Annotated in this window: 19 protein-coding genes; 6 read left to right on the top strand and 13 right to left on the bottom strand. The window is 68.1% G+C overall.

What is annotated here, in order from left to right; all coding sequences use genetic code 11:
• Positions 1 to 85: 85 nt before the first annotated feature.
• The 6 genes from QPK32_RS09800 to puuE all read right to left on the bottom strand — a co-directional run bounded on the left by QPK32_RS09800 (position 86) and on the right by puuE (position 8,840).
• Positions 86 to 1,576: an adenosine deaminase gene (locus QPK32_RS09800; RefSeq protein ID WP_308632499.1), complete on the bottom strand. Its 1,491-nt coding sequence runs from the start codon at positions 1,574 to 1,576 to the stop codon at positions 86 to 88.
• 59 nt (positions 1,577 to 1,635) lie between these two features.
• Positions 1,636 to 2,955 carry a guanine deaminase gene (gene guaD, locus QPK32_RS09795; protein ID WP_290412618.1) on the bottom strand — a complete coding sequence of 440 codons (1,320 nt, stop codon included), beginning with the start codon at positions 2,953 to 2,955 and terminating at the stop codon, positions 1,636 to 1,638.
• Positions 2,955 to 3,941, bottom strand: a complete 987-nt coding sequence (gene xdhC, locus QPK32_RS09790) for a xanthine dehydrogenase accessory protein XdhC (RefSeq protein WP_290412617.1) — start codon at positions 3,939 to 3,941, stop codon at positions 2,955 to 2,957. The genes guaD and xdhC overlap by 1 nt, the downstream gene beginning before the upstream one ends.
• Position 3,942: 1 nt before the next feature.
• A complete protein-coding gene (xdhB, locus tag QPK32_RS09785; protein WP_290412616.1) occupies positions 3,943 to 6,294 on the bottom strand; it encodes a xanthine dehydrogenase molybdopterin binding subunit in 2,352 nt (783 codons plus the stop codon).
• A gap of 10 nt (positions 6,295 to 6,304) precedes the next feature.
• On the bottom strand, positions 6,305 to 7,768 hold the full coding sequence (xdhA, locus tag QPK32_RS09780; RefSeq protein WP_290412615.1) for a xanthine dehydrogenase small subunit: 1,464 nt from the start codon (positions 7,766 to 7,768) through the stop codon (positions 6,305 to 6,307).
• Between the two features lie 109 nt (positions 7,769 to 7,877).
• Positions 7,878 to 8,840, bottom strand: a complete 963-nt coding sequence (puuE, locus tag QPK32_RS09775) for an allantoinase PuuE (RefSeq protein WP_290412614.1) — start codon at positions 8,838 to 8,840, stop codon at positions 7,878 to 7,880.
• 105 nt (positions 8,841 to 8,945) lie between these two features.
• On the opposite strand from puuE, the gene uraH reads away from it, so the two are divergent.
• From uraH to QPK32_RS09755, 4 genes are all read left to right on the top strand, one after another.
• Positions 8,946 to 9,299 (top strand): hydroxyisourate hydrolase, encoded by a 354-nt coding sequence (gene uraH / locus QPK32_RS09770; protein ID WP_290412613.1) that lies wholly within the window; start codon positions 8,946 to 8,948, stop codon positions 9,297 to 9,299.
• A gap of 141 nt (positions 9,300 to 9,440) precedes the next feature.
• Positions 9,441 to 9,998, top strand: a complete 558-nt coding sequence (locus QPK32_RS09765) for a ClpP family protease (protein WP_290412612.1) — start codon at positions 9,441 to 9,443, stop codon at positions 9,996 to 9,998.
• A 470-nt stretch (positions 9,999 to 10,468) separates the two neighbouring features.
• On the top strand, positions 10,469 to 12,196 hold the full coding sequence (pilB, locus tag QPK32_RS09760; protein WP_290412611.1) for a type IV-A pilus assembly ATPase PilB: 1,728 nt from the start codon (positions 10,469 to 10,471) through the stop codon (positions 12,194 to 12,196).
• An 8-nt stretch (positions 12,197 to 12,204) separates the two neighbouring features.
• Positions 12,205 to 13,449 (top strand): type II secretion system F family protein, encoded by a 1,245-nt coding sequence (locus tag QPK32_RS09755; protein ID WP_290412610.1) that lies wholly within the window; start codon positions 12,205 to 12,207, stop codon positions 13,447 to 13,449.
• A 13-nt stretch (positions 13,450 to 13,462) separates the two neighbouring features.
• Here the strand turns inward: QPK32_RS09755 and QPK32_RS09750 are convergent, their stop codons facing one another.
• The 4 genes from QPK32_RS09750 to QPK32_RS09735 all read right to left on the bottom strand — a co-directional run bounded on the left by QPK32_RS09750 (position 13,463) and on the right by QPK32_RS09735 (position 19,528).
• Positions 13,463 to 14,797 (bottom strand): carbohydrate porin, encoded by a 1,335-nt coding sequence (locus QPK32_RS09750; RefSeq protein WP_290412609.1) that lies wholly within the window; start codon positions 14,795 to 14,797, stop codon positions 13,463 to 13,465.
• A gap of 83 nt (positions 14,798 to 14,880) precedes the next feature.
• Positions 14,881 to 17,253: a glucose/quinate/shikimate family membrane-bound PQQ-dependent dehydrogenase gene (locus tag QPK32_RS09745; protein ID WP_290412608.1), complete on the bottom strand. Its 2,373-nt coding sequence runs from the start codon at positions 17,251 to 17,253 to the stop codon at positions 14,881 to 14,883.
• A 179-nt stretch (positions 17,254 to 17,432) separates the two neighbouring features.
• Positions 17,433 to 18,857, bottom strand: coding sequence for a heavy metal sensor histidine kinase (locus QPK32_RS09740; RefSeq protein WP_290412607.1), 1,425 nt, complete (start codon positions 18,855 to 18,857; stop codon positions 17,433 to 17,435).
• On the bottom strand, positions 18,857 to 19,528 hold the full coding sequence (locus QPK32_RS09735) for a heavy metal response regulator transcription factor (RefSeq protein ID WP_290412606.1): 672 nt from the start codon (positions 19,526 to 19,528) through the stop codon (positions 18,857 to 18,859). The genes QPK32_RS09740 and QPK32_RS09735 overlap by 1 nt, the downstream gene beginning before the upstream one ends.
• 151 nt (positions 19,529 to 19,679) lie before the next feature.
• On the opposite strand from QPK32_RS09735, the gene QPK32_RS09730 reads away from it, so the two are divergent.
• Both QPK32_RS09730 and QPK32_RS09725 read left to right on the top strand, forming a co-directional pair.
• Complete coding sequence (locus tag QPK32_RS09730; RefSeq protein ID WP_290412605.1) at positions 19,680 to 20,198, top strand: DUF305 domain-containing protein; 519 nt, start codon at positions 19,680 to 19,682, stop codon at positions 20,196 to 20,198.
• Positions 20,195 to 21,589 (top strand): hypothetical protein, encoded by a 1,395-nt coding sequence (locus QPK32_RS09725; RefSeq protein WP_290412604.1) that lies wholly within the window; start codon positions 20,195 to 20,197, stop codon positions 21,587 to 21,589. The genes QPK32_RS09730 and QPK32_RS09725 overlap by 4 nt, the downstream gene beginning before the upstream one ends.
• Positions 21,590 to 21,702: 113 nt before the next feature.
• On the opposite strand, the gene QPK32_RS09720 is transcribed toward QPK32_RS09725, so the two are convergent.
• The 3 genes from QPK32_RS09720 to QPK32_RS09710 are packed head-to-tail and all read right to left on the bottom strand — an operon-like array spanning position 21,703 to position 25,528.
• Positions 21,703 to 24,018, bottom strand: a complete 2,316-nt coding sequence (locus QPK32_RS09720) for a xanthine dehydrogenase family protein molybdopterin-binding subunit (protein WP_290412603.1) — start codon at positions 24,016 to 24,018, stop codon at positions 21,703 to 21,705.
• Complete coding sequence (locus tag QPK32_RS09715) at positions 24,015 to 25,016, bottom strand: xanthine dehydrogenase family protein subunit M (protein WP_290412602.1); 1,002 nt, start codon at positions 25,014 to 25,016, stop codon at positions 24,015 to 24,017. The genes QPK32_RS09720 and QPK32_RS09715 overlap by 4 nt, the downstream gene beginning before the upstream one ends.
• Positions 25,013 to 25,528 (bottom strand): 2Fe-2S iron-sulfur cluster-binding protein, encoded by a 516-nt coding sequence (locus QPK32_RS09710; RefSeq protein ID WP_290412601.1) that lies wholly within the window; start codon positions 25,526 to 25,528, stop codon positions 25,013 to 25,015. Before QPK32_RS09710 ends, QPK32_RS09715 begins: the two co-directional genes overlap by 4 nt.
• Between the last annotated feature and the right edge of the window lie 21 nt (positions 25,529 to 25,549).

The following is a 25,549-nucleotide window of genomic DNA, read 5'->3' as shown; positions in this document are numbered from 1 at the left end:
TGCGTGATCGTCGCCATATAACAACGTCATGGGGTGGGATACCGGCGGCAGGACGCCGCCGGTGGAGGGAAAACGGGGAAAACGGTCAGCGCTTGGCGCTGCTGCGCTCCAGCGCCGCCATGTCGGCCTCGAACTTGGCGAAGCGCGCATCGAGCTGGCGCACCAGGCGCGCCTTGCCGTCCTTGTCGAGGAAGCTGTAGCGGATGCTGTCGTACGCGGTCTTCTTGATTTCCGCGTAGCTCGGCTTGTAGCGGCTGGCGAACAGCACGTACTCGTTGGACAGCGTGTGGCGCGTGACGCCGGCGTCGTCGGTCGAGATCACGTAGGGCACGCCGTATTTACGGTACAGCGTGACCGGGTGGTTCTCGCCTTCGATGCCGCTGATGAAGGCGTTCGAGGTCAGGTTGATCTCGACCGGGATGTCCTTGGCGCGCATTGCCTTCATCAAGGCGGGCGCATTGGTCTCGTGGGCCAGGTCGATGCCGTGGCCGATGCGGTTGGCGCCGGCGATGTTCAGGGCCTGGTCGATGTGGTACTGCAGGTCTTCCGGACGCACGTCGCCCAGCGCCAGCTCGCCCGCATGCATGGCCACCTTGACGTCCGGGTAGACCTTCTTCAGGAAGCGGAACATCTTCATGTGCAGCGTGTAGTCGCGCATCGGCACCATGCGGCTTTCCTGGCCGACGATGTTCACGCCGACGATCTTGCCACCGCGGTGCGCCGCCTTGAAGGCCGACACCATCGACGAGAACACCTGCGACGGGTTCAGCAGGCGCAGCACGTACAGCTGGTAGCGCATCGTGAAGCGCTCGTCGTCGATGCCGGCCGCTTCCTTGTCGATGGCGGCGACGAAGTCGGCCAGGTTGGCGGTGAACTTCGCATCCTGGTCCAGCGCCGTCATCCAGCTGCGCAGCTGGGCGTCCAGCGCGGCATCGTTCTCGGCGTTCTGCCAGGCCTTGGCGTCGAAGTCGGCGTTCGCGACGAACGGCGCCAGCTTGTACATCGTCTCGATGTAGGCGACGTTCTCGCGCACGGCGCGTTCCTTCAGCTCGAGCAGGCCGTCGTGGAAGTTGCCGCTGTCCGCGACCGGGCCGAAGTAGCCGAAGGTCGAGAAGAACTGGCGGTCCGGCGGCGGCTGGTCGGCGCCGTGGTTGTGGAAGTCCTTGCTCGACCAGCGCTGCAGCAGCTCGCGGTAGGTATGGTCGTCCGCGTACACCTCGGCAGTCGTGAGGCAGTTGCGCGCGGCCGCCGGCTTGGCGCGGTCCGCGTCGATGGCGGCCTTGTCGGTCACGATCGTGTAGCTGCGCTTGTCGACGCAGAAACCGCGCTTTTCCAGGAAGTCGACATAGGTCTCGGCATACACGGCGCCCGAGTAATGGTGGTGCAGGTCGCCGCCCTTGGGCATCTGCGAGAAGAACAGCGTCAGTTCGGCCGTCTTCGGGGTGCCGGCAACCAGGGCCGCGTAGTGGCGCGCTGTGGCGGCTTCGTTGGCGGCGCCGGCGGCCGGCGGGCGCGCGTGGGCCGGGACGGCGAAGGCGGCGGCGGTCAGGGCGGCAAGCAGGGTTTTCTGCATCATGGATATTCTCGGCTCAGGTCGTAAGTGAAGCGTCGTCGCCTGCGCGGGGACGACGGAATTCAGGCCGGCAGTTCTTCCCGTTCATGCACCAGCCGGCCCGCCGCGTAGGTGGCGCGGATGGCACGGTCGTCGCCCAGCAGGGCCAGCGCGAACAGCGTTTCCTCGAGGGTGCCGGCGTTCGCCGTGCGGCGCGCCAGCAGCGGCGTGGCCTTGGGGTCGAGGACGATGAAGTCGGCCTCGGCGCCGGCCGCGAAATTGCCGATCGTGCCCTCGAGCTGCATGCTGCGCGCGGCGCCCAGCGTGGCGAGGTAGAACATGCGCAAGGCCGGAAGGTAGCTGCCTTTCAACCGCGCAACTTTATACGCTTCATTCATTGTTTGCAATATCGAGAACGACGTGCCCGCACCCACGTCCGTGCCCAGCGAGACCAGGGCCCCGGCCGCGTCGGCGCGCGCCATGTCGAACAGGCCGCTGCCCAGGAACAGGTTGGAGGTCGGGCAATGGGCGATCGCCGATCCCGTATCGGCCATCAGGCGGAAGTCCTCGTCGTCGAGCCAGATGCAGTGGCCGAACAACGCGCGCGGGCGCATCAGGCCATAGTGCTCGTACACGGACAGGTAGCTGCGCTGCTGCGGGAACAGCTCCCGCACCCAGGCGCATTCGTCGCGGTTTTCCGCCACGTGCGTCTGGATGATGGTGTCCGGGAAGGCGCGCGCCAGCTCGCCGGTGGCGGCCAGCTGGGCCTCGGTGGACGTGGGGGCGAAGCGCGGCGTGATCGCGTACATGGCGCGGCCCTTGCCGTGCCAGCGGCGGATCAGGTCCTCGCTCGCGCGCATGTCGGCCGTGTCGCGCAGGAAGTCCGGGCAATGGCGGTCCATCAGCACCTTGCCGGCCGCCATGCGCAGATTGCGCGCGGCGCTCGCCTCGAACAGCGCGTCGACGGAATCGGCGTGCACGGTGCAGTAGACGGAGGCCGTCGTGGTGCCGTTGCGCAGCAGCTCGTCGAGGAAGAAGTCGGCGGTGGCGCGCGCATGCGCCGGGTCCGCGAAGCGCCCCTCGGTGGGAAAGGTATACGTCTCCAGCCAGGGCAGCAGGCCCGGGGCCGGCGAGGCGATCATGTCGGTCTGCGGGAAATGCAGGTGGGTGTCGATGAAGCCGGGGCAGATGATCTTGCCGGACCAGTCGGTGACGGGCGTTCCAAACGGCAGCGTGCCTTCCAGCGCGGCGTAATCGCCGGCCGCGACGATGCGCCCTGCCGCGTCGACGACGAGCAGGCCGTCCGCGTGCCAGGCGTGGGCCGCGTCGGAAAACGCCGGATCGGCGTGAAAATGCAGCAGGCTCGCGCGGAATGCCTGCAAGGTGGAGGGTGCGTTGGACATCAGCTTCTTTCGGGTAATGCGTGGCCGGGGCCGGGCGCGAACGCCCGCTCCCAGGCCATCAGCAGTTGCGCGGCCACGGCCACGGCGATGACGGCGGGCTGCTTGCCTTCGATGCCGGGCACGCCCACCGGGCAGACCATGGCGTCGAGGCGCGCGCCGTCGACACCGCGCTCCAGCAGGCGGCGCTCGAACTGCTTGCGTTTCGTATCGGATCCGATCAGCCCGAACCAGTCGTCGGTGGGGCGCTTCAGGATGGTTTCGGCCAGGCGCTGGTCGAGCGCGTGGCTGTGCGTCATGACGAGGAAGAACGTGCCCGGCGCGGCGTGCTGCGCCAGCGCCTCGGGCACGTCGGTCGCCTCGACGGTCACATTATGCGGCAGATTCGCGGGGAACATGGCGTCGCGCTCGTCGACCCAGGTCACGCGGCACGGCAGCTCCGCCAGCGCGCGCACGATGGCGGCGCCCACGTGGCCGGCGCCGAACAGCATCACATGGGCGCGCGGCGCCGCCACCAGGTCGGCCAGCCAGCGCCGGCCATCGGCGTCGCGCAGCACGTGGGTGCCGGCCGCGCGGTCGAAGGCCGGCGCGGTCCCGGCCAGGGGCTTGCCCGCTTCGTCGCACAAGGCCAGGCCGGGTTCTCCGTCGAAGGCCACCAGGCGCCAGGTATCGACGGTGCGGCGCGCCGCCAGCGCGGCGAGGTGCGCGCCGTCGACGCGCTCGAAGGCAAGGTGGGCGACGCCGCCGCAGCACTGGCCCAGGCCGGGGCCGAGCGGGAAGCGTTCCAGGCGGCGGGGCGCGCCGCCCGCCAGCATGGCGCGCGCGATCTCGACGGCGCGCAGCTCGAGGTGGCCGCCGCCCACCGTGTCCCATTGGCGCGCGGCGCCGACGAGCATGCGGGCACCCGCCTCGCGCGGCACCGAACCTTCGACGCGCGCGACCGTGACCAGCACGGCGGGGAGCGCCGGCGCTTGCAGCCAGTCGTCCATGTCAGCCTTCGGCAGTCGCGCCGGCTTCGACCGCCGCGATCGCATCGAGGATCGCCTCCGCCGTCGCCGGCGCGCGCAGCGGCGGGTTCACGCGGTGCCCGCCCACGCTGGAGATGGCGTCGCGGATGGCGAAGAACACGGAGAACGGCAGCAGCAGCGGCGGCTCGCCCACGGCCTTGGAGCGGTGGATCGAATCCTCGACGTTGCGGTTGTCGAACAGGCGCACGCGGAAGTCCTCGGGGCAGTCGGACACGGCGGGGATCTTGTAGGTGGACGGCGCATGCGTCATCAGCTTGCCGCCGTCGTTCCACCACAGCTCTTCCGTCGTCAGCCAGCCCATGCCCTGGATGAAGGCGCCTTCGACCTGGCCGATGTCGAGCGCGGGATTCAGGGAGTTGCCGGCGTCGTACAGGCAGTCGGCGCGCAGCAGCTTCCATTCACCGGTCAGCGTGTCGACGACCACCTCGGCCACCGCCGCGCCGTAGGCGAAATACGAGAACGGCCGGCCCGTCATCGTCTTGGCATCCCAGTGCAGGCCCGGCGTGGCATAGTAGCCGTCCGACCACAGCTGCACGCGCGACAGGTAGGCCCGCGCGACCAGCTCGCCGAACGGCACCTCGTGGCCGTCCACGAACACGGTATCGGCCGCGAAGCGCACGTCCTCGGCCTTGCCGCCCCAGGTCCTGGCCGCATAGTCCGCCAGGCGCTCGCGGATCTGGCGCGCCGCATCCTGCGCGGCCTTGCCGTTCAGGTCGGCGCCCGTCGATGCCGCCGTGGCCGAGGTGTTCGCGACCTTGTCCGTGCGCGTGGCCGTGATGCGCACGCGCGCCAGGTCCACGCCCAGCTCGTGCGCCACCACCTGCATCACCTTGGTGTTGACGCCCTGCCCCATCTCGGTGCCGCCGTGGTTCACGAGGACGGAGCCGTCCACGTACACGTGCACGAGGGCGCCGGCCTGGTTCAGGTGCGTCACGTTGAAGGCGATGCCGAACTTCACGGGCGTCAGCGCCAGGCCTTTCTTCAGCACGGGACTCGTGGAGTTGTAGGCGTCGATGGCCGCGCGCCGCGCGCGGTAGTCGCTCGTCGCTTCCAGCTCGTCGACCAGTTCGTGGATCACGTTGTCGACGATGGTCTGGCCGTAGGGCGTGACGTTGCGATCGGCCTTGCCGTAGAAATTCAGCTTGCGGATGTCGAGCGCGTCGCGGCCTAGGTTGCGGGCGATCTCGTCGAGCACGTATTCCATCGCGATGGCGCCCTGCGGCCCGCCGAAGCCGCGGAACGCCGTGTTCGACTGGGTGTTCGTCTTGCCGCAGGCGGCGCGGATGTCGACGTCGGACAGGTAATACGTGTTGTCGAAATGGCAGACGGCGCGCGTGGCCACGGGGCCGGACAGATCGGCCGAGAAGCCGGCACGGCTGACCATGTCGACCTTCGCCGCCACGATGCGGCCCGCGTCGTCGTAGCCGACCTCGTATTCGTAGTGGAAGCAGTGGCGCTTGCCCGTGACGAGCATGTCGTCGTCCCGGTCCGCGCGCAGTTTCACCGGGCGCCCGCTCTTCTTCGCCGCGACGGCCGCCGCCGCCGCCCACAAGGCCGATTGCGATTCCTTGCCGCCGAAGCCGCCGCCCATGCGCCGGCACTCGACCGTCACGTGGTGCGAATGCAGGCCCAGCGCGTGCGCGACCACGTGCTGCATCTCGCTCGGGTGCTGGGTCGAGCACTGCACCAGCATGCCGTCGTTTTCCTGCGGGATCGCGTAGGCGATCTGGCCTTCGAGATAGAACTGTTCCTGGCCGCCGACGAGCAGCTCGCCCTTGACCCGGTGTGGCGCCCGTTCGAACGCGGCCTGCGCATCGCCGCGCTGCAGGCGCATCGGCGGCAGCACGTACGATTGCGCGGCACGGGCCGCCTGCGGCGTCAGGATCGCCGGCAGCTCCTCGTAGGTGACGGTCGCCAGGCGCGCGGCGCGGCGCGCATCCTGGTGGCTGTCGGCGACGACGATGAAGAGGGGCTGGCCCACGTACTGCACGAGGCCATCGGCCAGGATCGGATCGTCGTGGATGATCGGGCCGCAGTCGTTGGTGCCAGGGATGTCGCGGGCCGTGTAGACGGCGCGCACGCCGCGGCTGGCCTTGACGGCCGCCAGGTCGATGCCGAGGATGCGCGAGTGCGCCTTGGCCGACAGGCCCAGCGCCCCGTGCAGCGTGCCGCGCGTTTCCGCGATGTCGTCCGTGTAGTCGGCCTGGCCGAGCACGTGCAGGCGCGCCGATTCGTGCGGGCGCGAGCGGCCGACCTGGGTCCAGGCCGCGCTGCTCGCAACTGAGTCGATGGCCGGGTTGGCTGCGTCGTTCATCCTGTCCTCCTCAAGCCTGCGCGAATGCGTTCAGTGCCGCCGCCGGCAACGGATCGTCGCGGCGCGTCTCGTACCAGTAGCGGCGCAGCAGGTTCCGCGCCGCCTTCATGCGGTAGTTGCTGGAGGCGCGCATGTCGGACAGCGGCGCGTAGTCGCGCGCCAGCGCGGCCATCGCCTCGTCCACCGCCGACTCGTCCCAGGCGCGGCCGCGCAGCACCCCTTCCGCCTGCGCGGCGCGCTTCGGCGTCGCCGCCATGCCGCCGAAGGCGATGCGGGCGTCGCGCACGATGCCGTCTTCCAGCGTGAAGGCGAAGGCGGCGCACACGGCCGAGATGTCCTGGTCGAAGCGCTTGGCCAGTTTATAGGTGCGCAGCACCACGTTCGGGCGCGGCAGCGGCACGCGCACGGCGGCCACGATCTCGCCGGCGCGCAGGTCCTTGACCTGGTAGCCGAGATAGAAATCCTCCAGCGCCAGCGTGCGCTCGCCCTCCGGCCCGCGCAGCACGATGCTGCTGCCCAGCGCGATCAGCCACGGCATCGAATCGCCGATCGGCGAACCGTTGGCGACGTTGCCGCCCAGCGTGCCCGCGTTACGGATCGGCAGCGAGGCAAAGCGCTGGCGCAGTTCGCCCAGCTCGGCGGGATAGTGGCGGCACACGGCCGCGTACGCGTCTTCCAGCGAGACGCCGGCGCCGATCTCGATGCAGCCGCCGGCCTCGCGCACCGTCTTCAGCTCGGCCACGTGGCCCAGGTAGATGATGTCCGTGAGCACCCGCATCTGCTTGGTGACCCACAGGCCGACGTCCGTCGAGCCGGCCAGCAGCACGGCCTCGGGATGCGCGCCGCGGGCGGCGACGAGTTCGTCGAGCGTGCGCGGCGCGTGGAAGGACTGGCCGGCGAAGCCGTAGACGGCGCCCGCTTCGCGCTGCAGGCCGCGCAGCGTCTCGGCCAGCGCCGCGCGGTCGAAGGCGACGGGCGGCAGCTCGCCCATGCGGCGGGCGGCATCGATGATGGGACGGTAGCCCGTGCAGCGGCACAGGTTGCCGGACAGGGCGTCGTCGATCTGGCAGCGCGTGGGTGCGCGGCCGTCCTGGTTCAGGTACATGCCCCACAAGGACATGGCAAAGCCCGGCGTGCAGAAGCCGCACTGGGAACCGTGGCATTCGACCAGCGCCTGCTGCACGGGGTGCAGGGCGCCGTCCGGCTGCTGCAGGTCCTCGACGGTGAACAGCGCCTTGCCGTCCAGCGTGGGCGTGAACTGGATGCAGGCATTCACGGCCTTGAGTTGCACCTCGCCGCCCTCCAGCGATCCGACCACGACCGTGCAAGCGCCGCAATCGCCCTCGGCGCAACCTTCCTTGGTGCCGGTGCAATGCAGGTCTTCGCGCAGGTGCTGCAGCACGGTCTGCGTCGGCGCGACGTCCACCACTTCATGGACGGCACCGCGGTAAAAGAATCGGATCGGTGTGGACATCGTTGCCTCGGAGTGAACCCAACATGCAAGATTAGCAGTGCGGCACTTTCTTCATATAACTAAATCGATATGTCGAATATCATCGATGAAGCATATCAGGAAGCGCCGCTCAGGTACCTGTTTGCTGCCAGGGATGCACGTCCTGCCAGTGGCGCGCTATGTCGATGCGGCGCGCGATCCACACGTGGTGGTGGCGCTGCACATAGTCGAGGAAGCGCGCCAGCGCCGCCGCGCGGGCGGGACGGCCGGCCAGGCGGCAATGCAGGCCGATCGACAGCATCTTCGGCTGGTCCAGGCCGTTGGGGTCGCCCTCCGCATACAGCACGTCGAACGCATCCTTCAGGTAATCGAAGAACTGGGTTCCCGAATTGAACCCCTGCATGGCCGCGAAGCGCATGTCGTTCGTGTCCAGCGTGTACGGCACCACGAGGTGCTCACGCTTGGCATGCCAGCCATTGGCGTCGGTGAACGATACCTCGGTCCAGAACGGCAGGTCGTCGCCATAATGGTCGGCATCGTAGACGAAGCCGCCGTGCTCCAGCACCAGCCGGCGCGTGTTCGGCGAATCGCGGCCCGTGTACCAGCCCTGCGGCGCTTCTCCCGTGAGTTCGCGGAGGATGTCGACGGCTTCCTTCATGTGCGCGCGCTCGGTGGCTTCGTCGACGTTCTGGTACGAGATCCAGCGCAGGCCGTGGCAGGCGATCTCGTGGCCCAGCTCGCGGAACGCCGCCACCGCTTCCGGATGGCGCTTCAGGGCCATCGCCACCCCGAACACCGTCAGCGGCATCCGCCTTTCCTCGAACAGGCGCAGGATGCGCCACAGTCCCGCGCGCGAGCCGTATTCGTACAGCGATTCCATGCTCATGTGGCGCATGGGGAAGGACTGGGCGCCGATGATCTCGGACAGGAAGGTTTCCGAGCCGGCGTCCCCGTGCAGCACGTTGTTTTCGCCGCCTTCCTCGTAGTTCAGCACGAACTGCAGGGCGATGCGCGCCTGGCCCGGCCATTGCGGGTGCGGCGGGTTGCGGCCGTAGCCGACGAGGTCGCGCGGATAATCTCGGTAGGTGTCCATGGGCGCTCGCGAAGATGGGTATATGTTCCATCATATATTGCAGGAAGTACATCGTTATATCATCAGCCGCATACGCCTGCTCAGGCTCCACGTATAGGATGACAAATGGGAAAACTCAGCACCCACGTACTCGATACCGCCCACGGCCGGCCGGCCGCGGGCGTGGCGGTGGAACTCCATGCCGTCCGCGACGGCACGCGCATCCTGCTCGCCAGCACGGCCACGAATGCGGACGGGCGCTGCGACAAGCCGCTGCTGGAGGGCGACGCCCTGCGGGCCGGCCAGTACGAGCTGGTGTTCGCGGCCGGCGACTATTTCGCGGCCCAGGGCGTCCAGCTGCCGTTCCCGCGCTTCGTGGACCGCGTGACGATCGCCTTCGGCGTGGCGGACGCGTCCCAGAACTACCACGTGCCGCTGGTGGTCACGCCCTGGTCGTATTCGACCTACCGGGGCAGCTGAACCCGTAGGGTGGACGGCTCTGCCGTCCACGCGGTGATAGTAGCCGCTCGATGTGCCGCCGCGGCAAGCGGAGCCGTCCACCCACCAGTCGTACGAGCCCGGCATGAAGAAATTGCTATCCTTGGCTCCGGGAGGATTTCCATGTCTTTGCACGTCGTCCATTTCATCGGCCCCATCAACGCGACCACGGCCTGCACCATCCGTAATCTGTGCCTCCAGGCGCTGCAGAGCGGCGCCACCGAGATCGAACTGCACATGTCCACCGAAGGCGGCAACATGACGGCCGGCTTCGCGCTGTACTTCTTCCTCAAATCGCTGCCGCTGCCGCTCACCACCTGGAACGTGGGCAGCGTCGAGTCGGTGGGCGTCGCCATCTTCCTGGCCGGGCAGAAGCGCTATGCCTGCCCCGGCACCCGCTTCCTGATCCACCCGCTGCACTGGGGCTTCGGCAACCTGGTGGCGGCCGACCATGCCCGCATCTCCGAATGGCGCGACTGCCTGGACTTCGATGCCGAGCGCTACGCGTCCATCTTCGAGGAAGCCACGCGCGGCGCGCCCGCGCCCCAGGACATCCGCGGCTTCCTCACCGGCAGCTCGCGCATCTACACGGCCGACCAGGCCGTCGACGCCGGCATCGTCCACGCGGCGCGCCAGGCGCGGCTGCCGGAAGCCGGGACCACCGCCCACTGGTGGAATTGACGAATGTGTGCCGGCACTGTCCTCATCCGCCGGCACGCGCCTGGCACTGGCGCGCGCTCGATCTTCAAGTCCCCGCAAAGAAATACGTCGTCCCTGCGCAAGCAGTTCTGTCAGTGTCGTCGCCATGCTGGCAACATTGGGTCCCTGCCTGCGCAGGGACGACGTTCTTCATGTACCGTACTTTTCTCGCGACCGCATCAAACAATCCGCTGAAACTGCCGCGTCCGGCACCGGTCCAATCCCGGCTTGCACATCCGGCATCGTCCGATGATGGCAAGCAATGCCGACTTGGCAGGTTTTTGCGGGAGATCCGATGTCACGCTGTCATGAGCAAATCGTCTACGTGGTAAGCATGCCTCCCTCCGGGGGCCAAACGCTTGACCAATTTGATGCCTGCGGGCATCATCCCTTGAATCCCTCGGGGCCGCTCGTCCTGCCCTGCCCCCTGTCGTCCGTTCGACCTTAACCATATGGCAGCAGTCCTCCCCAACACCACCACCGGTACGGCGTTGCCGGGGTTGGCGCGCGCCCTGCTGCAGGCGGGAAGGCTCAGCCCTGCCCAGGCGGACGGCCTGCAGAGGAAGGCCGTGGCGGACAAGGCCGGCTTCATCGATACCCTGCTGGGCGCCGGCCTCATCGATGCCCGCGGCCTGGCCGCCTTCTGCTCCGAGACCTTCGGCTACCCGCTGTTCGACCTGTCCACGTTCAGCCCGGAGGCGCTGCCCGCCACCGCCATCGACGCGCGCCTGATGCAGACGCAGCGCGTGGTGGCGCTGTCCAGGCGCGGCAACAAGATGTCGGTGGCCGTGTCCGACCCGACCAATACCCAGGCGCTCGACCAGATCAAGTTCCAGACCGAGTCCACGGTGGAACCCGTCATCGTCGCCCACGACGTCCTGCTGGCCCTCCTCGCCGCGCTGGCGAAGAACGCCGACCAGGACCTGGGCGACCTGGCCGGTGAAGACGACGAGATCGAATTCGCGGAAGAGGACACGCAGGCGCAGGCGCCGGAAAGCGCGCCGTCCGAGGTCGAGGACGCGCCCATCGTGCGCTACCTGAACAAGGTGCTGCTGGACGCGATCACGCTGGGCGCTTCCGACATCCACTTCGAGCCCTACGAAAAGCAGTACCGCATCCGCCTGCGCGTGGACGGCGTGCTGCGCGACCACCTGGCGCCGCCGCTGGCGATTCGCGACAAGCTCGTCTCGCGCATCAAGGTGCTGGCCAAGCTGGACATCTCGGAAAAGCGCGTGCCGCAGGACGGCCGCATGCGCCTCGTGATGTCGCCCACCAGGACCATCGACTTCCGCGTGAGCACCCTGCCGACGCTGTTCGGCGAAAAGACGGTCATGCGTATCCTGGATGCGACCCAGGCCCAGATGGGCATCGACGCGCTGGGCTACGATCCGGACCAGAAGGCCCTGCTGATCGACGCCATCACGCGTCCCTACGGCATGGTGCTGGTGACGGGGCCGACGGGTTCCGGCAAGACGGTGTCGCTGTACAGCTGCCTGAACCTGCTGAACAAGCCGGGCATCAATATCTCGACGGCGGAAGACCCGGCCGAGATCAACCTGCCCGGCGTGAACCAGGTCAACGTCAACGAAAAGGCGGGCCTGACCTTCCCCGTGGCGCTGAAGGCCTTCCTGCGCCAGGATCCGGACATCATCATGGTCGGCGAGATCCGCGACCTGGAAACGGCCGACATCGCCGTCAAGGCGGCGCAGACGGGCCACATGGTGTTTTCCACGCTGCACACCAACGATGCGCCGTCGACGCTGACGCGCCTGATGAACATGGGCGTGGCGCCGTTCAACATCGCCTCGTCCGTCGTGCTGATCACGGCGCAGCGCCTGGCGCGCCGCCTGTGCGCGTGCAAGCAGCCGCTCGACATCGGCCGCGACGTGCTGAAGGCGGCGGGCTTCCGCGACAGCGACCTGGACGGCGACTGGAAGCCCTACGGCCCCGTGGGCTGCGAACGCTGCCTCGGCTCCGGCTACAAGGGCCGCGTGGGCATCTACCAGATCATGCCGATCACGCCCGCCATCGAAGCGCTGATCCTGGCGCACGGCAACGCGATGCAGATCGCCGCCCAGGCCGAGGCCGAGGGCGTGAACTCGCTGCGCCGCTCCGGCCTCATGAAAGTCAAGCAAGGCATGACCAGCCTCGAGGAAGTGCTCGGCTGTACCAACGAATAGGACCCACCATGGCTACGACTTCGACCGCCCGCATGCGCGGCGCCGCCAACGGCAAGATCAAGGAATACATCTTCGCCTGGGAAGGCAAGGACAAGACCGGCAAGACCGTGCGCGGCGAGATGCGCGCCGGCGGCGAAACCATCGTCAACGTGACCCTGCGCCGCCAGGGCATCATGATGACGAAGATTAAAAAGAAGGCCTACCGCAGCGGCAAGAAGATCCAGGACAAGGACCTGACCCTGTTCACCCGCCAGCTGGCCACGATGATGAAGGCCGGCGTGCCGCTGCTGCAAGCCTTCGACATCGTCGGCAAGGGCCATGCGAACCCGTCGATGTCGCGCCTGATCATGGACCTGCGCGCCGACATCGAGACGGGCACGAGCCTGAACAACGCCTTCCGCAAGTACCCGCTGTACTTCGACCCGCTGTTCTGCAACCTGGTCGGCGCCGGCGAACAGGCGGGTATTCTCGAAGACCTGCTCACGCGCCTGGCCATCTACAAGGAAAAGACGCTGGCGCTGAAGTCGAAGATCAAGTCGGCGCTGATGTACCCGACCTCGATCATCGCGATCGCCTTCATCGTCACCGCCGTCATCATGATCTGGGTGGTCCCCGCGTTCAAGTCCGTGTTCTCCAGCTTCGGCGCCGACCTGCCCGCCCCGACCCTCATCGTGATGGCCATCTCCGACTTCGTCGTGGCCTGGTGGTACATCATCTTCGGCAGCCTGTTCGCCGGCCTGTACTTCTTCTTCCAGGCCTGGCGCCGCTCGCTGAAGGTGCAGCAGGCGATGGACCGCTTCCTGCTGCGCGTGCCCGTCTTCGGCGACGTGATCCGCAAGGCCACGATCGCCCGCTGGACCCGCACGCTGTCGACCATGTTCGCCGCCGGCGTGCCGCTGGTCGAAGCGCTGGACTCGGTGGGCGGCGCTTCCGGCAACGCCGTCTACCTCGATGCCACGAAGAAGATCCAGAACGAAGTCAGCACGGGTACGAGCCTGACGGTGGCGATGCAGAACGCGAACGTGTTCCCGAACATGGTGACGCAGATGGTCTCGATCGGCGAGGAGTCCGGCGCACTGGACGGCATGCTGGGCAAGGTGGCGGATTTCTACGAAGAAGAGGTCGACGAGGCCGTCGCCGCGCTGTCTTCGCTGATGGAGCCGCTCATCATGGTGGTGCTGGGGGTGCTGATCGGCGGGCTGGTGATTGCCATGTATCTGCCGATCTTCAAGCTGGGGTCGGTGGTCGGCTGAGCGGGCGCCGGCATCAGAACACGACGCTGAATTTCAGCCCGAGCACGAGGGCATTGGCATTGCGCGAGGTCCCGCCCGGATGCAGGATGTACTGCAGGTTGGGACGCACGTAGACCGACGGTACCGGCACCCACGAGTAATACAGCTCGCCCACGTATTCGTAGCTGCCGCCGACGACGGTGTCCTGGCCGGATCGCGCGTCGCGCTCTCTCACCAGGTCGGCGTAGCCCCCGTTGTTGTGGGTGGCGCCCACGGCCAGGCCGACCGAATCCTGGCCGCGTCCCGCGAGCGGGCCCTTGTACTGCATGCCCAGCGCAAGCTGCCGGTCCAGGCGCGCCGTATTGCGGTCGGCCTGGGTAAAGTTCAGGAACAGCGTCGCGCCGCGGCCGCCCGCCGTGCCGCTCACCTGCTGCTGCAAACTCAGGTAGGCGCCGAACTGGCCGCTGCGCTCGAGCGGCGCCAGGCCGCTGATGGCGCGCGGGTCGTGGTTCACGTCCAGATACAGGTCCTTGCCGTCCGACGTGTTGTACCAGGCGCCCAGCTTGTACGCTCCCGGCAGGCCGCGCCAGCTCGGTTCCCAGTCCGCTTCCAGCGGGATCAGCGCGCCGGTCGTACCGCTCGGATTGTTCGGCTTCCAGCCGTTGTGGCGCGCGTAATGGTCGTCCACGTACTTCGGGTTGACCTGGTACACGCCCAGCTGCACGTAGGCGTCCGCCGCCGTGTGGTAGCGGACGCGCGCCGCCCACCGGCTGGTCGGCCAGTTGACCCAGTAGTCGCCCACCAGGTTGCCCGGCTGGGCGCTGCAGAACGTCAGGTTCTGGAAATCGCAGGAAAAGCTGAAGAAGTCCTCGCCCGTGGTCAGGCGGCCGAGTTTGACCTCGAGACGGTCGTCGAGCAGTTTCTGGTTCAGCCACAGCTGCGTCAGGTGCCAGGTCTGGCCGCGCCCGTAGACTTCCTGGATCAGCATGTTGTTGCCGATGTGGGCATCCGCGCCGAGATCCCGTCCGTTACGGTCGGTCATGGTGAACTGGAACGTGCCGCCGCGCCAGCCCCAGCGCTTCTCCAGGTCCAGCGTCGTGGCGAACACCCACTGGTCCGTATAGCGCGTCAGGTCCTCGGTGCCGCCGCTGAAATTGTGGGCCAGTTCGTGGCCGTAGCCGACGTTGAACGCCACGCCTTGCTCGGCGAGGCGCTTGCGCGCGCCGTCCCATTTGCCCAGCAGGTAGGGACTGGTCGCGACGTCGTCGGCACGGACCTCGGCGGCGCCGAGGGCGGATACCGCCAGCGCCGCCGCGCCGAGCCCGGCGAGGCAATGCCGGGAACGAATGAGCCTGTTACACGCCACCATGTCGCACACCGATTCCGACGCCGTTCACGCAGCTTGGATGCCGCGGGGGCGGCGGAGTTCATCCGCGCGGTGTGCCGCGCCTGCTAAGGCAGCGCGTAGGCGATCACGTAGTCGCCGAGCTTGGTGCCGAAGGAGCCGTGTCCGCCGGCGGCGATCACGACGTATTGCTTGCCCCCGGCCGCATAGGTCATCGGCGTGGCCTGCGCGCCGGCCGGCAGGCGGGCTTGCCACAGCTCGCCGCCCGTATTCACGTCGAACGCGCGCAGGTAGTAGTCCGCCGTCGCGCCGATGAAGGCCACGCCGCCCGCCGTCACGATCGGGCCGCCCAGCATGGGCATGCCCATCTTGAACGGCAGCGGGACGGGCGCGCTGTCGCGCACCGTGCCGATGCGCTTCTTCCACACGATCTCGTGGCTGTTCAGGTCGATCGCCGAGATATAGCCCCATGCCGGTTCCTTGCACGGCAGGCCCAGCGGCGACAGGAAGGGATTCAGCATCACACCGTACGGTACGCCGTACTGGGTCTGGAGGCCCAGCTCCGAGCCGCCGCTTTTGGTGCCCGGCGCAGGCTCCACGGGATTGTCGGGCCCGCGCGGGACCAGGCGCGAGACGAAGGGCAGCGCGATCGGATTGGCGATGGCGATCTTGCGGTCGGTATCGACGGCCAGGCCGCCCCACTCGAACATGCCCAGGTTGCCCGGGAAGACGAGCGTGCCCTGCACCGAGGGCGGCGTGAACGTGCCTTCGTAGCGCAGTCGATGGAACATGATGCGGCACACGAGCTGGTCGTACATCGTCGCGCCCCACATGTCGGCGTCGGTGAGCAGCGCCGTGGGGCGGAACGTGAGGCGGGAAAACGGCTGGGTCGGCGCGACACGGTCGCCGGGCGCCGGGCCCTGCGGCACCGGCGTCTCGGGCGCGGGGACGACGAGCGCGCCGGTGCGCCGGTCGAGCACGAACAGATTGCCCGTCTTCGCCGGGGCGTACACGGCGGGCACGGTCTTGCCGTCCTTGTCCTTGATATCCACGAGAGTGGGTTGGGAAGGCAGGTCCATGTCCCACAGGTCATGGTGCACGGTCTGGTAGAACCAAGCGAGCTTGCCCGTCGACACGTGCAGCGCCAGCAGGCCGGACGCATAGCGCTCCATGTCGGGCGTGCGGTTGCCGCCCCAGATGTCGGGCGTCGACACGCCCATCGGCAGGTAGACGATGTCGAGCGCCGCATCGTAGGCCGCAGGGGCCCACGCGTTCGGCGAATTCCATGTGTAGTGCTCGCCGGGCCCGGGGATCCGGTTCGGGTCCGGTGCGCCGGGATCGAACGCCCACATCAACGCGCCCGTGCGCACGTCGTAGCCGCGGATGACGCCGGACGGTTCGCGCGTCGAAAAATTGTCTTCGACGGCGCCCGCGACGACGATCACCCTGGGCGTGACGACCGGCGGCGAGGTGGGTTCGTACATGCCCGGCCTCGTGACCGGCATGGCGTGCTGCAGGTCCAGGTCGCCGCGGTCGGCGAAGTCCGCGCAGCGCGCGCCGGTAAGCGCGTCGAGCGCATACAGATGGCCGTTGTTGACCGGCAGGTAGATACGGCGCGTGCAAGCGGCATCGGCTGCGGCACCCGGCACGGCGGCGCCGTTCGGTGCCGCGAGATCGATGTACGACACGCCGCGGCAGGTGACGTGCTGGAAGGTCGGATCCGTCTTGAGCTTCGGATCGAATGTCCACCTGAGCGCGCCCGTCTTCGCATCGAGCGCGAACAGCTTCTGGTGCGGCGAACACAAGTAGAGCAGGTCGCCGATCTTGATCGGCGTGACCTCGTCGGTAATCTCGACGGGGTCGTCCGGCCCCTTCATGTCGCCCGTGCGGAAGGTCCACGCCACCTGCAGGTTTTTCACATTGTCCGGCGTGATCTGCCGCAGCGGCGAATACCGGGTGCCTTCCTGCGTGCGGCCATAAGCCGGCCAGTCGGCGGGCGCGATGGGCCCGGCGCCCGGCGCCGGGCTTGCCGACGCGGCGAAACGGCCGTCGACCGTCTGCGGATCGTTGAAGGCCGCGTGGACGAGGACGCCCGCCCAGACGACGAGCGCGGCGAGCAACGCTCCCGGTCCGGCCCGGCTCCCACCGGCGCCGCGCAGGCTCGTGAGCAGCAGCCACACGCCGAACACCACGAGCACGCCCGAGCGCGGCGCAAGCGCCCAGAAATCCGGCCCCGCCTCCCACGATGCCCAGATGGCCGTTCCTACGAGCACGAGCGCATACAGCACAAGTGCCGCGGCATTGCGGCGCGCCAGCAGCCATGCCACGCCCAGCAAAGCGACGCCGGCCACGACGTAATAGGCCGACCCGCCGATTGCCACCAGCCAGGCGCCGCCGGCCAGCAGATACAGCCCTGTCAGCGCGGTGAACAGCAGGTTGACGATGCGGACCAGCCCCTGCGATGTCGATGGTGTGGACATGGCGGTCTCAACCTTATTAGGAGAACACGTGCATCACGATGTGCGGACGATCCGGGCGTACGGTTGGCGTCGCTGGACGTACGCGGCGCGCCTGCCTGATTCAAGATCAGGCCAGATTACACGACGCGTAAAAACACGGCGCGCCGCAGGCGCGCGCACCGGCCTGGCATCCATCGAGTTCAGGAATTGCGCGGAAAACGCAGCGTGAACACGGCCGCCTCGCCGGCCCCGCTGTCCACGCTGGCACGCCCCCCGTGCAACGCCATGATCGCCCGCACGATCGCCAGTCCCAGTCCCGACGAGGTACCGGACGCCCTTGCCGGATCAGCGCGATAGTAGCGCTCGAACAGCCTCTCGGCATGCTCCGGCGGAATGCCGTCACCGCTATTCCCCACCGACAGCGCCAGCCACTGCCCCTCCTCGCGCGCCGCCAGGCGGATGCTGCCGCCCTCGGGCGTGTGCGCGACCGCATTCGACATCAGGTTGTTCACGGCGCGGCGCAGCAGCACCGGGTCGGCGCTCAGCACCAGGCCTGGCGCCACGTCCAGCTGTACCGTCACGCCCTTGTCCTCGGCCAGCATCTCGAAGTAGTCGCCGATGTTCGCCAGCTCCGATGCCAGGTCCAGGCGGTCGCGGTGCATGGCCAGCTGGGCGTTGTCGGCGCGGGCGAGGAACAGGGTGTTTTCGATCATGCGCGACAGGCGCTCGTATTCTTCGATGTTCGATGCCAAGAGGGCCTGGTATTCCTCGGCCGGGCGCTCGCGCGACAGGGCAACCTGGGTCTGCATCATCAGTGCATTCACGGGCGTGCGCATGTCGTGCGCGAGGTCCGCGGCGAAGCCGGACAGGCGTTGCACGCCTTCTTCCAGGCGGTCCAGCATGGCGTTGAAGGCGGTGGACAGCTCGCGCAGTTCCGCCGGCACGGCGTCCAGCGACAGGCGCGTGGTCAGGCGCTGGGCGTTGATGTCGTTGGCCTTGGCGACCATGCCGTGCAGCGGGCGCAGGCCGCGCCGCACCGCCACGAAGCCCAGCAGAGTCGCGACGGCGGCGCCGGCGGCCAGCGCGCCGAGCAGGTCGAAGGCGTAGCGCTTCAGGATCGCCAGGCGGTCCGAGCGCACGCGCGCCAGCGTCACGTGCAGCACGTCCTTGCCGCTGGCGGCCTGCATCGCCAGCAGGCGCGCGGGGTGCGCCGGGTCCTCGAACGTCCGGATATCTCCCGTGTCGGGCACGCGGTCGGGGGGCACGACGGGCGGCAGTGCGGACCGCGGGACGTGCCGGTTCGGCATCGTGGTGGCCAGCACCTTGCCGTCGGCGGACGCCACTTGCATCATGACGCCGTCCTGCCCCATCGCGCGTCCGAGCACGGCCTGCATCTGGCGCGGCATGCGCTCGTCGGCCGGCAGCGTGCGCAGCATCTCGCGCACGAGGGCCGCCTTGTTCAGCAGGTCGGTATCGTCGCGCCGGCCCATCTGCATGGCGAGCGTCTGGTACAGGTAGGCGCCCACGGCGACGAACACGGCGGCCGCGATGGCCGCGAACAGCAGGCCGAGACGCAATGCGATCGACATCGGCGCCCGCGAAAACAGCCGTATCGGCAGGCGCATCAGCCGCGCTCCTCCATCACATAGCCCATGCCGCGCACGGTGTGGATCAGCTTCTGCGGATACGCGTCGTCGACCTTGGCGCGCAGGCGCTTCACGGCGACGTCGACGACGTTGGTGTCGGAGTCGAAGTTCATGTCCCATACCTGCGAGGAGATCAGGGAACGCGACAGCACCTCGCCCTGGCGCCGCGCCAGCAATTGCAGCAGCGCGTATTCCTTGGGCGTCAGCTCGATGCGGTCGCCGGCGCGCACCACGCGGTGGCGCAGCACGTCGATTTCCAGGTCCGCCACCTTCAGCACGTCCGGTTCGCGCACGGGGGCGCGCCGCAGCAGCGTGCGGATGCGCGCCACCAGTTCGGCGAACGCGAACGGTTTCACGAGGTAGTCGTCGGCGCCCAGTTCCAGGCCGCGCACGCGGTCCGGGATCTCGTCGCGCGCCGTCAGCAGCAGCACGGGCACCTGCTTCTGCTCGCGCAGCTTCTGCAGCACCGACCAGCCGTCCATCTTCGGCAGCATCACGTCCAGCAGGACCAGGTCGTAGTCCTGTTCCAGCGCCTGGTGCAGGCCGTCCGGGCCCGTGCGCGCCAGGTCGGCCGTGAAGCCCGATTCGCGCAGGCCCTTGTGCAGGTAATCGCCCGTCTTGGGCTCGTCTTCGACAATCAGTATGTGCATGGCATTTCTCCTGGCGGTCATTGTGCCGCAGTTCGATCCGGACGGGGATGACAATTCGGACAGTGGGCTGTCACCGAATTGTCATTCGTCCGTCACCCGCGCGTCAGCGGCGCCCGCCTAGACTGCAGCCATTCGATCGCGGAGACATCCCATGAAGAAGATCCATGCCACCCTGCTGGCGCTATGCCTTGCCTCCACGGCCGAGGCCCAGGACATGCACGGCATGCAGGACATGCAGCACGCCATGCACCACGAATCGACGCCGGCGCCGAAGACTTTCATCGCCAGCAGCGACAAGCCGTTCGCGCAGCTGATGGACGAGGCCATGGCCATCATGGACCGCGACATGCAGGCGGCGCCCATGAACGGCCATCCGGACCACGACTTCGTGACCATGATGCTGCCGCACCACCAGGGCGCCATCGACATGGCCAAGGCCGTGCTGCTGAGTACAAAGGACCCCGAACTGCGCAACCTGGCGCTCGGCNTCGTGACCATGATGCTGCCGCACCACCAGGGCGCCATCGACATGGCCAAGGCCGTGCTGCTGAGTACAAAGGACCCCGAACTGCGCAACCTGGCGCTCGGCATCATCGCCGAGCAGCAGAACGAGATCAACGTGATGCAGGCCTGGCTGCACCGCCACCCCGACCACAAGGAGAAACCATGAAGAAGATCGTCCACCTGCTGGCGCTCGCCGGCATCGTCGGCGCCGCGCAGTCCGCGCTGGCCCTGCCCTCGCCCACCGACCGCGTCTACACCGCCGACCAGAACACGAATACCGTGTCCGTGTTCGATCCGTCGACCAACAAGCTGCTCGGCCAGATCAAGCTCGGTAACCAGCGTCCGGACGTGCTCTCGCCGCTGTACCGCGGCGAGATCAACGTGCACGGCATGGGCTTCTCGCCCGACCACAAGACCCTCGTCGTGATCTCGAACGGTTCCAACTCGGCCACCTTCATCGACACGGCGACCAACAAGGTCAAAGGTAAAACCTATGTGGGCCGCTCGCCGCACGAAGGCTTCTTCACGGCGGACGGCAAGGAGGTCTGGGTCGTCGTGCGCGGCGAGGACTATATCTCCGTGATCGATCCGAACACGTTCAAGGAAACCCGCCGCATCCAGACGGCGGTCGGCCCGGGCATGGTGCAATTCATGCCGGACGGGAAGCTGGCCTTCGCCGTCTCCAGCTTCACGCCGCAGGTGGACGTGATCGACGTCGCCTCGCACAAGGTCGTCAAGAGCATCCCCGTCGTCAGCCCGTTCTCGCCCTTCCTGCAGTTCACGCCGGACTTCAAGGAGATGTGGATGACGCACAAGGACGTGGGCAAGGTCACGCGCATCGACACCCGCACGCAGCAGGTCGTCGGCGTGATCGATACGGGCTTCATCACCAACCACCTGTCCTTCGCCACGGTCAAGGGCAAGGTATATGCCTACGTCTCCGTCGGCGGCGAGAACTGCGTCAAGGTCTACACGACGGACAAGGAAGCGAAGCTCGTCGCGACGATCCCGACCGGCGCCCTGCCGCACGGCGTCTGGACGTCGGACGACAGCAGCCGCGTCTACGTGGGCCTGGAAAACGGCGACGGCATGCAGGTGATCGACCCGGCCGTCAACAAGATCGTCGCCACGGTCGGCGGCGGCCAGGCGCCGCAGGCGCTGATCTACCTGTCGCACGTGGCCGCGCCGGGCAGCGCGGAGAACCTGGTGCCGCGCGTGAACCAGGATTCTGTCAACGTCGCCCTGAAACCCGTCCACGACAAGGACAAGGGCGGGGGCAAGGGATTCGTCGTGGCACGCCAGCTGGGCGTCGTCGATGCGCTGGAAGTGTCGATCTACCAGCTCAAGCCGAACACGGACTACAGCGTGTACCTGGGCGGCGCGCAGGCCGGTTCGCTGCACACGGACGCCAAGGGCATGGCCAACGGCACCATGATCGGGCCGGTGCGGACCTTTGCGCAGGCCGGGCAGGCGGAGCAGATGCCGGCCAGCGCCAAGGTGCTGGTGATGGAAGGGACGGCGGCGCCGGATGCGCATGCTGCGGTGCTGACCAACTAACGCCGTCGCCCCTGCGAAGGCAGGGGCCCAATTTTTCATGCGATGCGGCAGCGCGCGTAAATTGGGGTGATAGTGCCGGTGGCACTATCACACCTGCGCGGGGACGACGCGTTTCAAAGCAGCTTGTCCAGCGTGATCGGCAGATCGCGTACCCTGCGCCCGCAAGCGTTGTAGATCGCGTTCGCGATCGCCGCGCCCGTGCCCGTGATGCCGATTTCTCCGATGCCCCGCGCGCCCATCGGCGCGTGCGGATCGGGGATATCGGTCCACATGACGTCGATCTCGGGCACGTCCAGGTGCACCGGCACGTGGTACTCGGCCAGGCTCGGGTTCATGATGCGCCCCATGCGGCCGTCGAACTCCGTTTCCTCCATCAGCGCCAGGCCCATGCCCATGATCATCCCGCCGCGGAACTGGCTCGTGGCCGTCTTCGGATTGATGATGCGGCCGCAGTCGAAGGAACCCAGCAGGCGTGCCACGCGCGGTTCGCCCGTCACGACGTTCACGCGCGCCTCGCAGAAGATGGCGCCGAACGAATGCATGGACCAGTGCTGGGTCTCCAGCGGCGGCGGCGCTTCCGCCTCGACGACGATCTCGTCGCGGCCCGCATCGTCCAGCAGCATGGCGTAGCTGACGTAGCGCTGCGGCTCGTCGGTCTTGCACAGGCCGCCGTCGCGCGCATGGACCTCGTCCACGCCCAGGCCGTGCAGCGGCGATCCCTTCGGCGCCAAGGCCAGCAATTCCTTGGCCAGCGCTTCCCACGCCGCCTTGACCGAAAAGCCGATCGATGCCGTCTGCTGCGAGCCCCCGGCCAGGATCACGCCGGGGAAGGCCGAGTCGCCGTAGGCGAAGTGCACGCGCTCCAGGGGCAGGCCCAGGCGCTGCGCCGCGACCATCGCGTGCGTGGTCGCCGTGCCCATGCCCATCTCGTGCGCCGCCGCCTCGACGTAGGCCTCGCCGTCCTTCGTCAGGCGGATGCGCGCGGCGCCGCCCGGCATGCGGTAGTACGGGTACGTGGCGGTGGCGCAGCCCAGGCCCACCAGCCACTCGCCTTCGCGGCGCATGCCCGGCCGCGCATGGCGCTTGCCCCAGCCGAAACGCTCGGCGCCGTCGCGGTAGGCCTCCGCCAGGTGGCGCGACGAGAACGGCGTGCCCTCGGTCGGATCCTTGTCCGGCTCGTTGCGCAAGCGCAGCTCGATCGGGTCCATGCCCAGTTTGTCCGCCAGCTCATCCACCGCGGATTCCAGGGCGAAGGTGCCGACCGCCTCGCCCGGCGCGCGCATGAAGGTATTGGCCAGCGTGTCCATCTTGGCCGTTGCCACGTTCAGCTTGATGCTATCGGCGGCGTAGACGCATTTGGCCGGCATGATGAACGGTTCGGGCATCTGGTTGTGGTCGGTCATGACCGAGATGCCCGTATGGACCAGCGCCTGGAAACGGCCGTCGCGTCCCGCGCCGATGGCGACGCGCTGCTCGGTGAGGGAGCGGCCGCCGACGACGCGGTACACCCCTTCGCGCGAGAGCATCATGCGCACCGGCCTGCCGGCCAGCTTCGCCGCCGCCGCCGCCAGCACCTGGTGCTGCCACAAGGCCTTGCTGCCGAAGCCGCCGCCGACGAAGGGCGAGCTGACGTGGACCTGCTCCTCGCGGATGCCGAAGACCTGCGCCAGCGACCATGCCGTGTGTGCCACCGCCTGGCTGGCGTCGTGGATGGTCAGCTCGTCGCCGTTCCAGGCCACCGTGGCCGCATGCAGCTCGATCGGGTTGTGGTTCTGGGCAGGGGTCGTGTAGACGGCGTCGATGCTGACGGGCGCCTTGGCCAGCAGGCTTTCGGCATCGCCGATTTCCACCTTCAGCGGCTCGCCCATGAAGCTGGCATCCTCGATGCCCCTGGCCTTGGCCGCTTCCAGCGAGGTGGTCGCACGTTCGGTCAGGTAGGTCACGCGGATCAGCGACCTGGCATGGTCGGCCTGCTCCTGCGTTTCGGCCAGCACCAGCGCCACGGGCTGGCCGTTCCAGTGCACGCTGCCATCCTGGAAGATCGGCAACGCGTCGCCACCCCCCGCCTTCGGCGCCGTCAGGAACAGTGGCAGCGGCTTCATCTTCGGCGCGTTTTCGTGCGTCATCACGAGCACGACGCCGGGCGCCGTCTCGGCACGGCTGGTGTCGAGGGTGGCGATGCGGCCCTTGGGCACGGTGCTGTAGACGAGCGCCGCATAGACCATGTTCTCCAGCACGATCTCGGCGGCGAACGGCGCCTGGCCCTTCACCTTCAACGGACCGTCCACGCGCGACACGGGCTTGCCGATATAGCCGTCGCGCTGCCCGATCAGCGGGTCCGGCTCGCCGCCGGGCATCCAGCCGTCGGGGGCCATCTCGACGGCCTTCTTCATCACTTTCTGCGCGGTTTCCTGAATGACGTTGCTCATGGCTGGCCTCCGTTCGGTCCTTTTGCAGCCAGACCGGCCAGCACCGCGACGATGGTGCGCTCGGCCAGGCCGATCTTGAATGCGTTGTCGTGCAGCGCCCGCGCGTCGGCCAGTTCGGCCGCGGCGGCGGCGCGGAAGCTGTCCTCGACGGCCGGCCGGCCGCGCAGCGCCGCTTCCAGTTTCCACGCTCGCCAGGGCTTGTGGGCGACGCCGCCCAGCGCCAGGCGCACGTCCTTCACCACGCCCCCGTCGACGTCGAGCATGGCGGCCAGCGACAGCAGCGCGAACGCATAGCTGGAGCGGTCGCGCACCTTGCGGTAGGCGGCGCGGCCGGCATACGCCAGCGCCGGCAGCTCGATCGCGGTGATCAGTTCGCCCGGCGCCAGCACCGTGTCCAGCTCCGGATGGTCTTCCGGCAGGCGGTGCAGGTCGGTCAGCGCCAGCGTGCGCGTGCCGTTGGCCCCCTCCAGGCGCACGTTGGCGCCCAGCGCCGCCAGCGCCACGCACATGTCGGACGGGTGCACGGCCACGCAGGCGTCGGAGGCGCCCAGGATCGCGTGCATGCGGTTGAAGCCGTCGATGGCGTCGCAGCCCTGGCCGGGCGAGCGCTTGTTGCAGCGGGCGCCATCGTCGTCGTAGAAATAGGTGCAGCGGGTGCGCTGCAGGATGTTGCCGCCGACGGTGGCCATGTTGCGGATCTGGGCCGAGGCGCCGGACACGATGGCGCGCGCCAGCAGCGGAAACCGGCTGCGCACGGCCGGGTGCGCGGCGACGGCCGTGTTCTTGGCCGCGGCGCCGATCAGCAGGCTGCCGTCGGGGCGCTCCTCGATGGCGTCCGACAGGCCCGTGACGTCGACCAGGGCGGCCGGATGCTCGAGGGTCTCGCGCAGCAGGTCGACCAGGTTGGTGCCGCCGCCCAGGTATTTCGCGTCCGGCATGGCGCCCATGCGGATGGCGTCGGCGGCGCTGGCGGCGCGCGCATAGGTGAACGGAATCATTGCGCACCCCGCTGCCGGTGGTGGACCTGGATCGCGGCCACGATGCCGTTGTAGGCGCCGCAGCGGCACAGGTTGCCGCTCATGCGTTCGCGCAGCTCGTCGTGGGTGAGCGCGATGTCCTCGTCCTCGAGGTCCTCGGTCACGTTGCTGGGCACGCCCCGCTGCAGCTCGCCCTGCATGCCGATGGCCGAGCAGATCTGCCCGGGCGTACAGTAGCCGCACTGGAAGCCGTCGTGCTCGACGAAGGCCTGCTGCAGCGGATGCAGCTGGCCGTCGGCGGCCAGGCCCTCGATCGACAGTACCGAGCGGCCCGCGTACTGCACGGCCAGCGCCAGGCAGGACAGGATGCGTTCGCCGTCGACGAGCACGGTGCAGGCGCCGCAGGCGCCCTGGTTGCAGCCTTTCTTGGTGCCGGACAGATGCAGGTGTTCACGCAGCAGGTCGAGCAGGGAAATGCGCGGATCGGCCGGCAGGGCGACGTCCGATCCGTTGATATTGATGGTCATGGGCATGACGAACATCCTTTATGCAAA

Origin of the sequence: Massilia sp. YIM B02763, from assembly GCF_030412015.1 — a bacterium.
In the GTDB taxonomy this organism is placed as follows: Bacteria; Pseudomonadota; Gammaproteobacteria; order Burkholderiales; family Burkholderiaceae_D; genus Telluria.
This window is presented reverse-complemented; position numbering and strand designations above follow the sequence as displayed.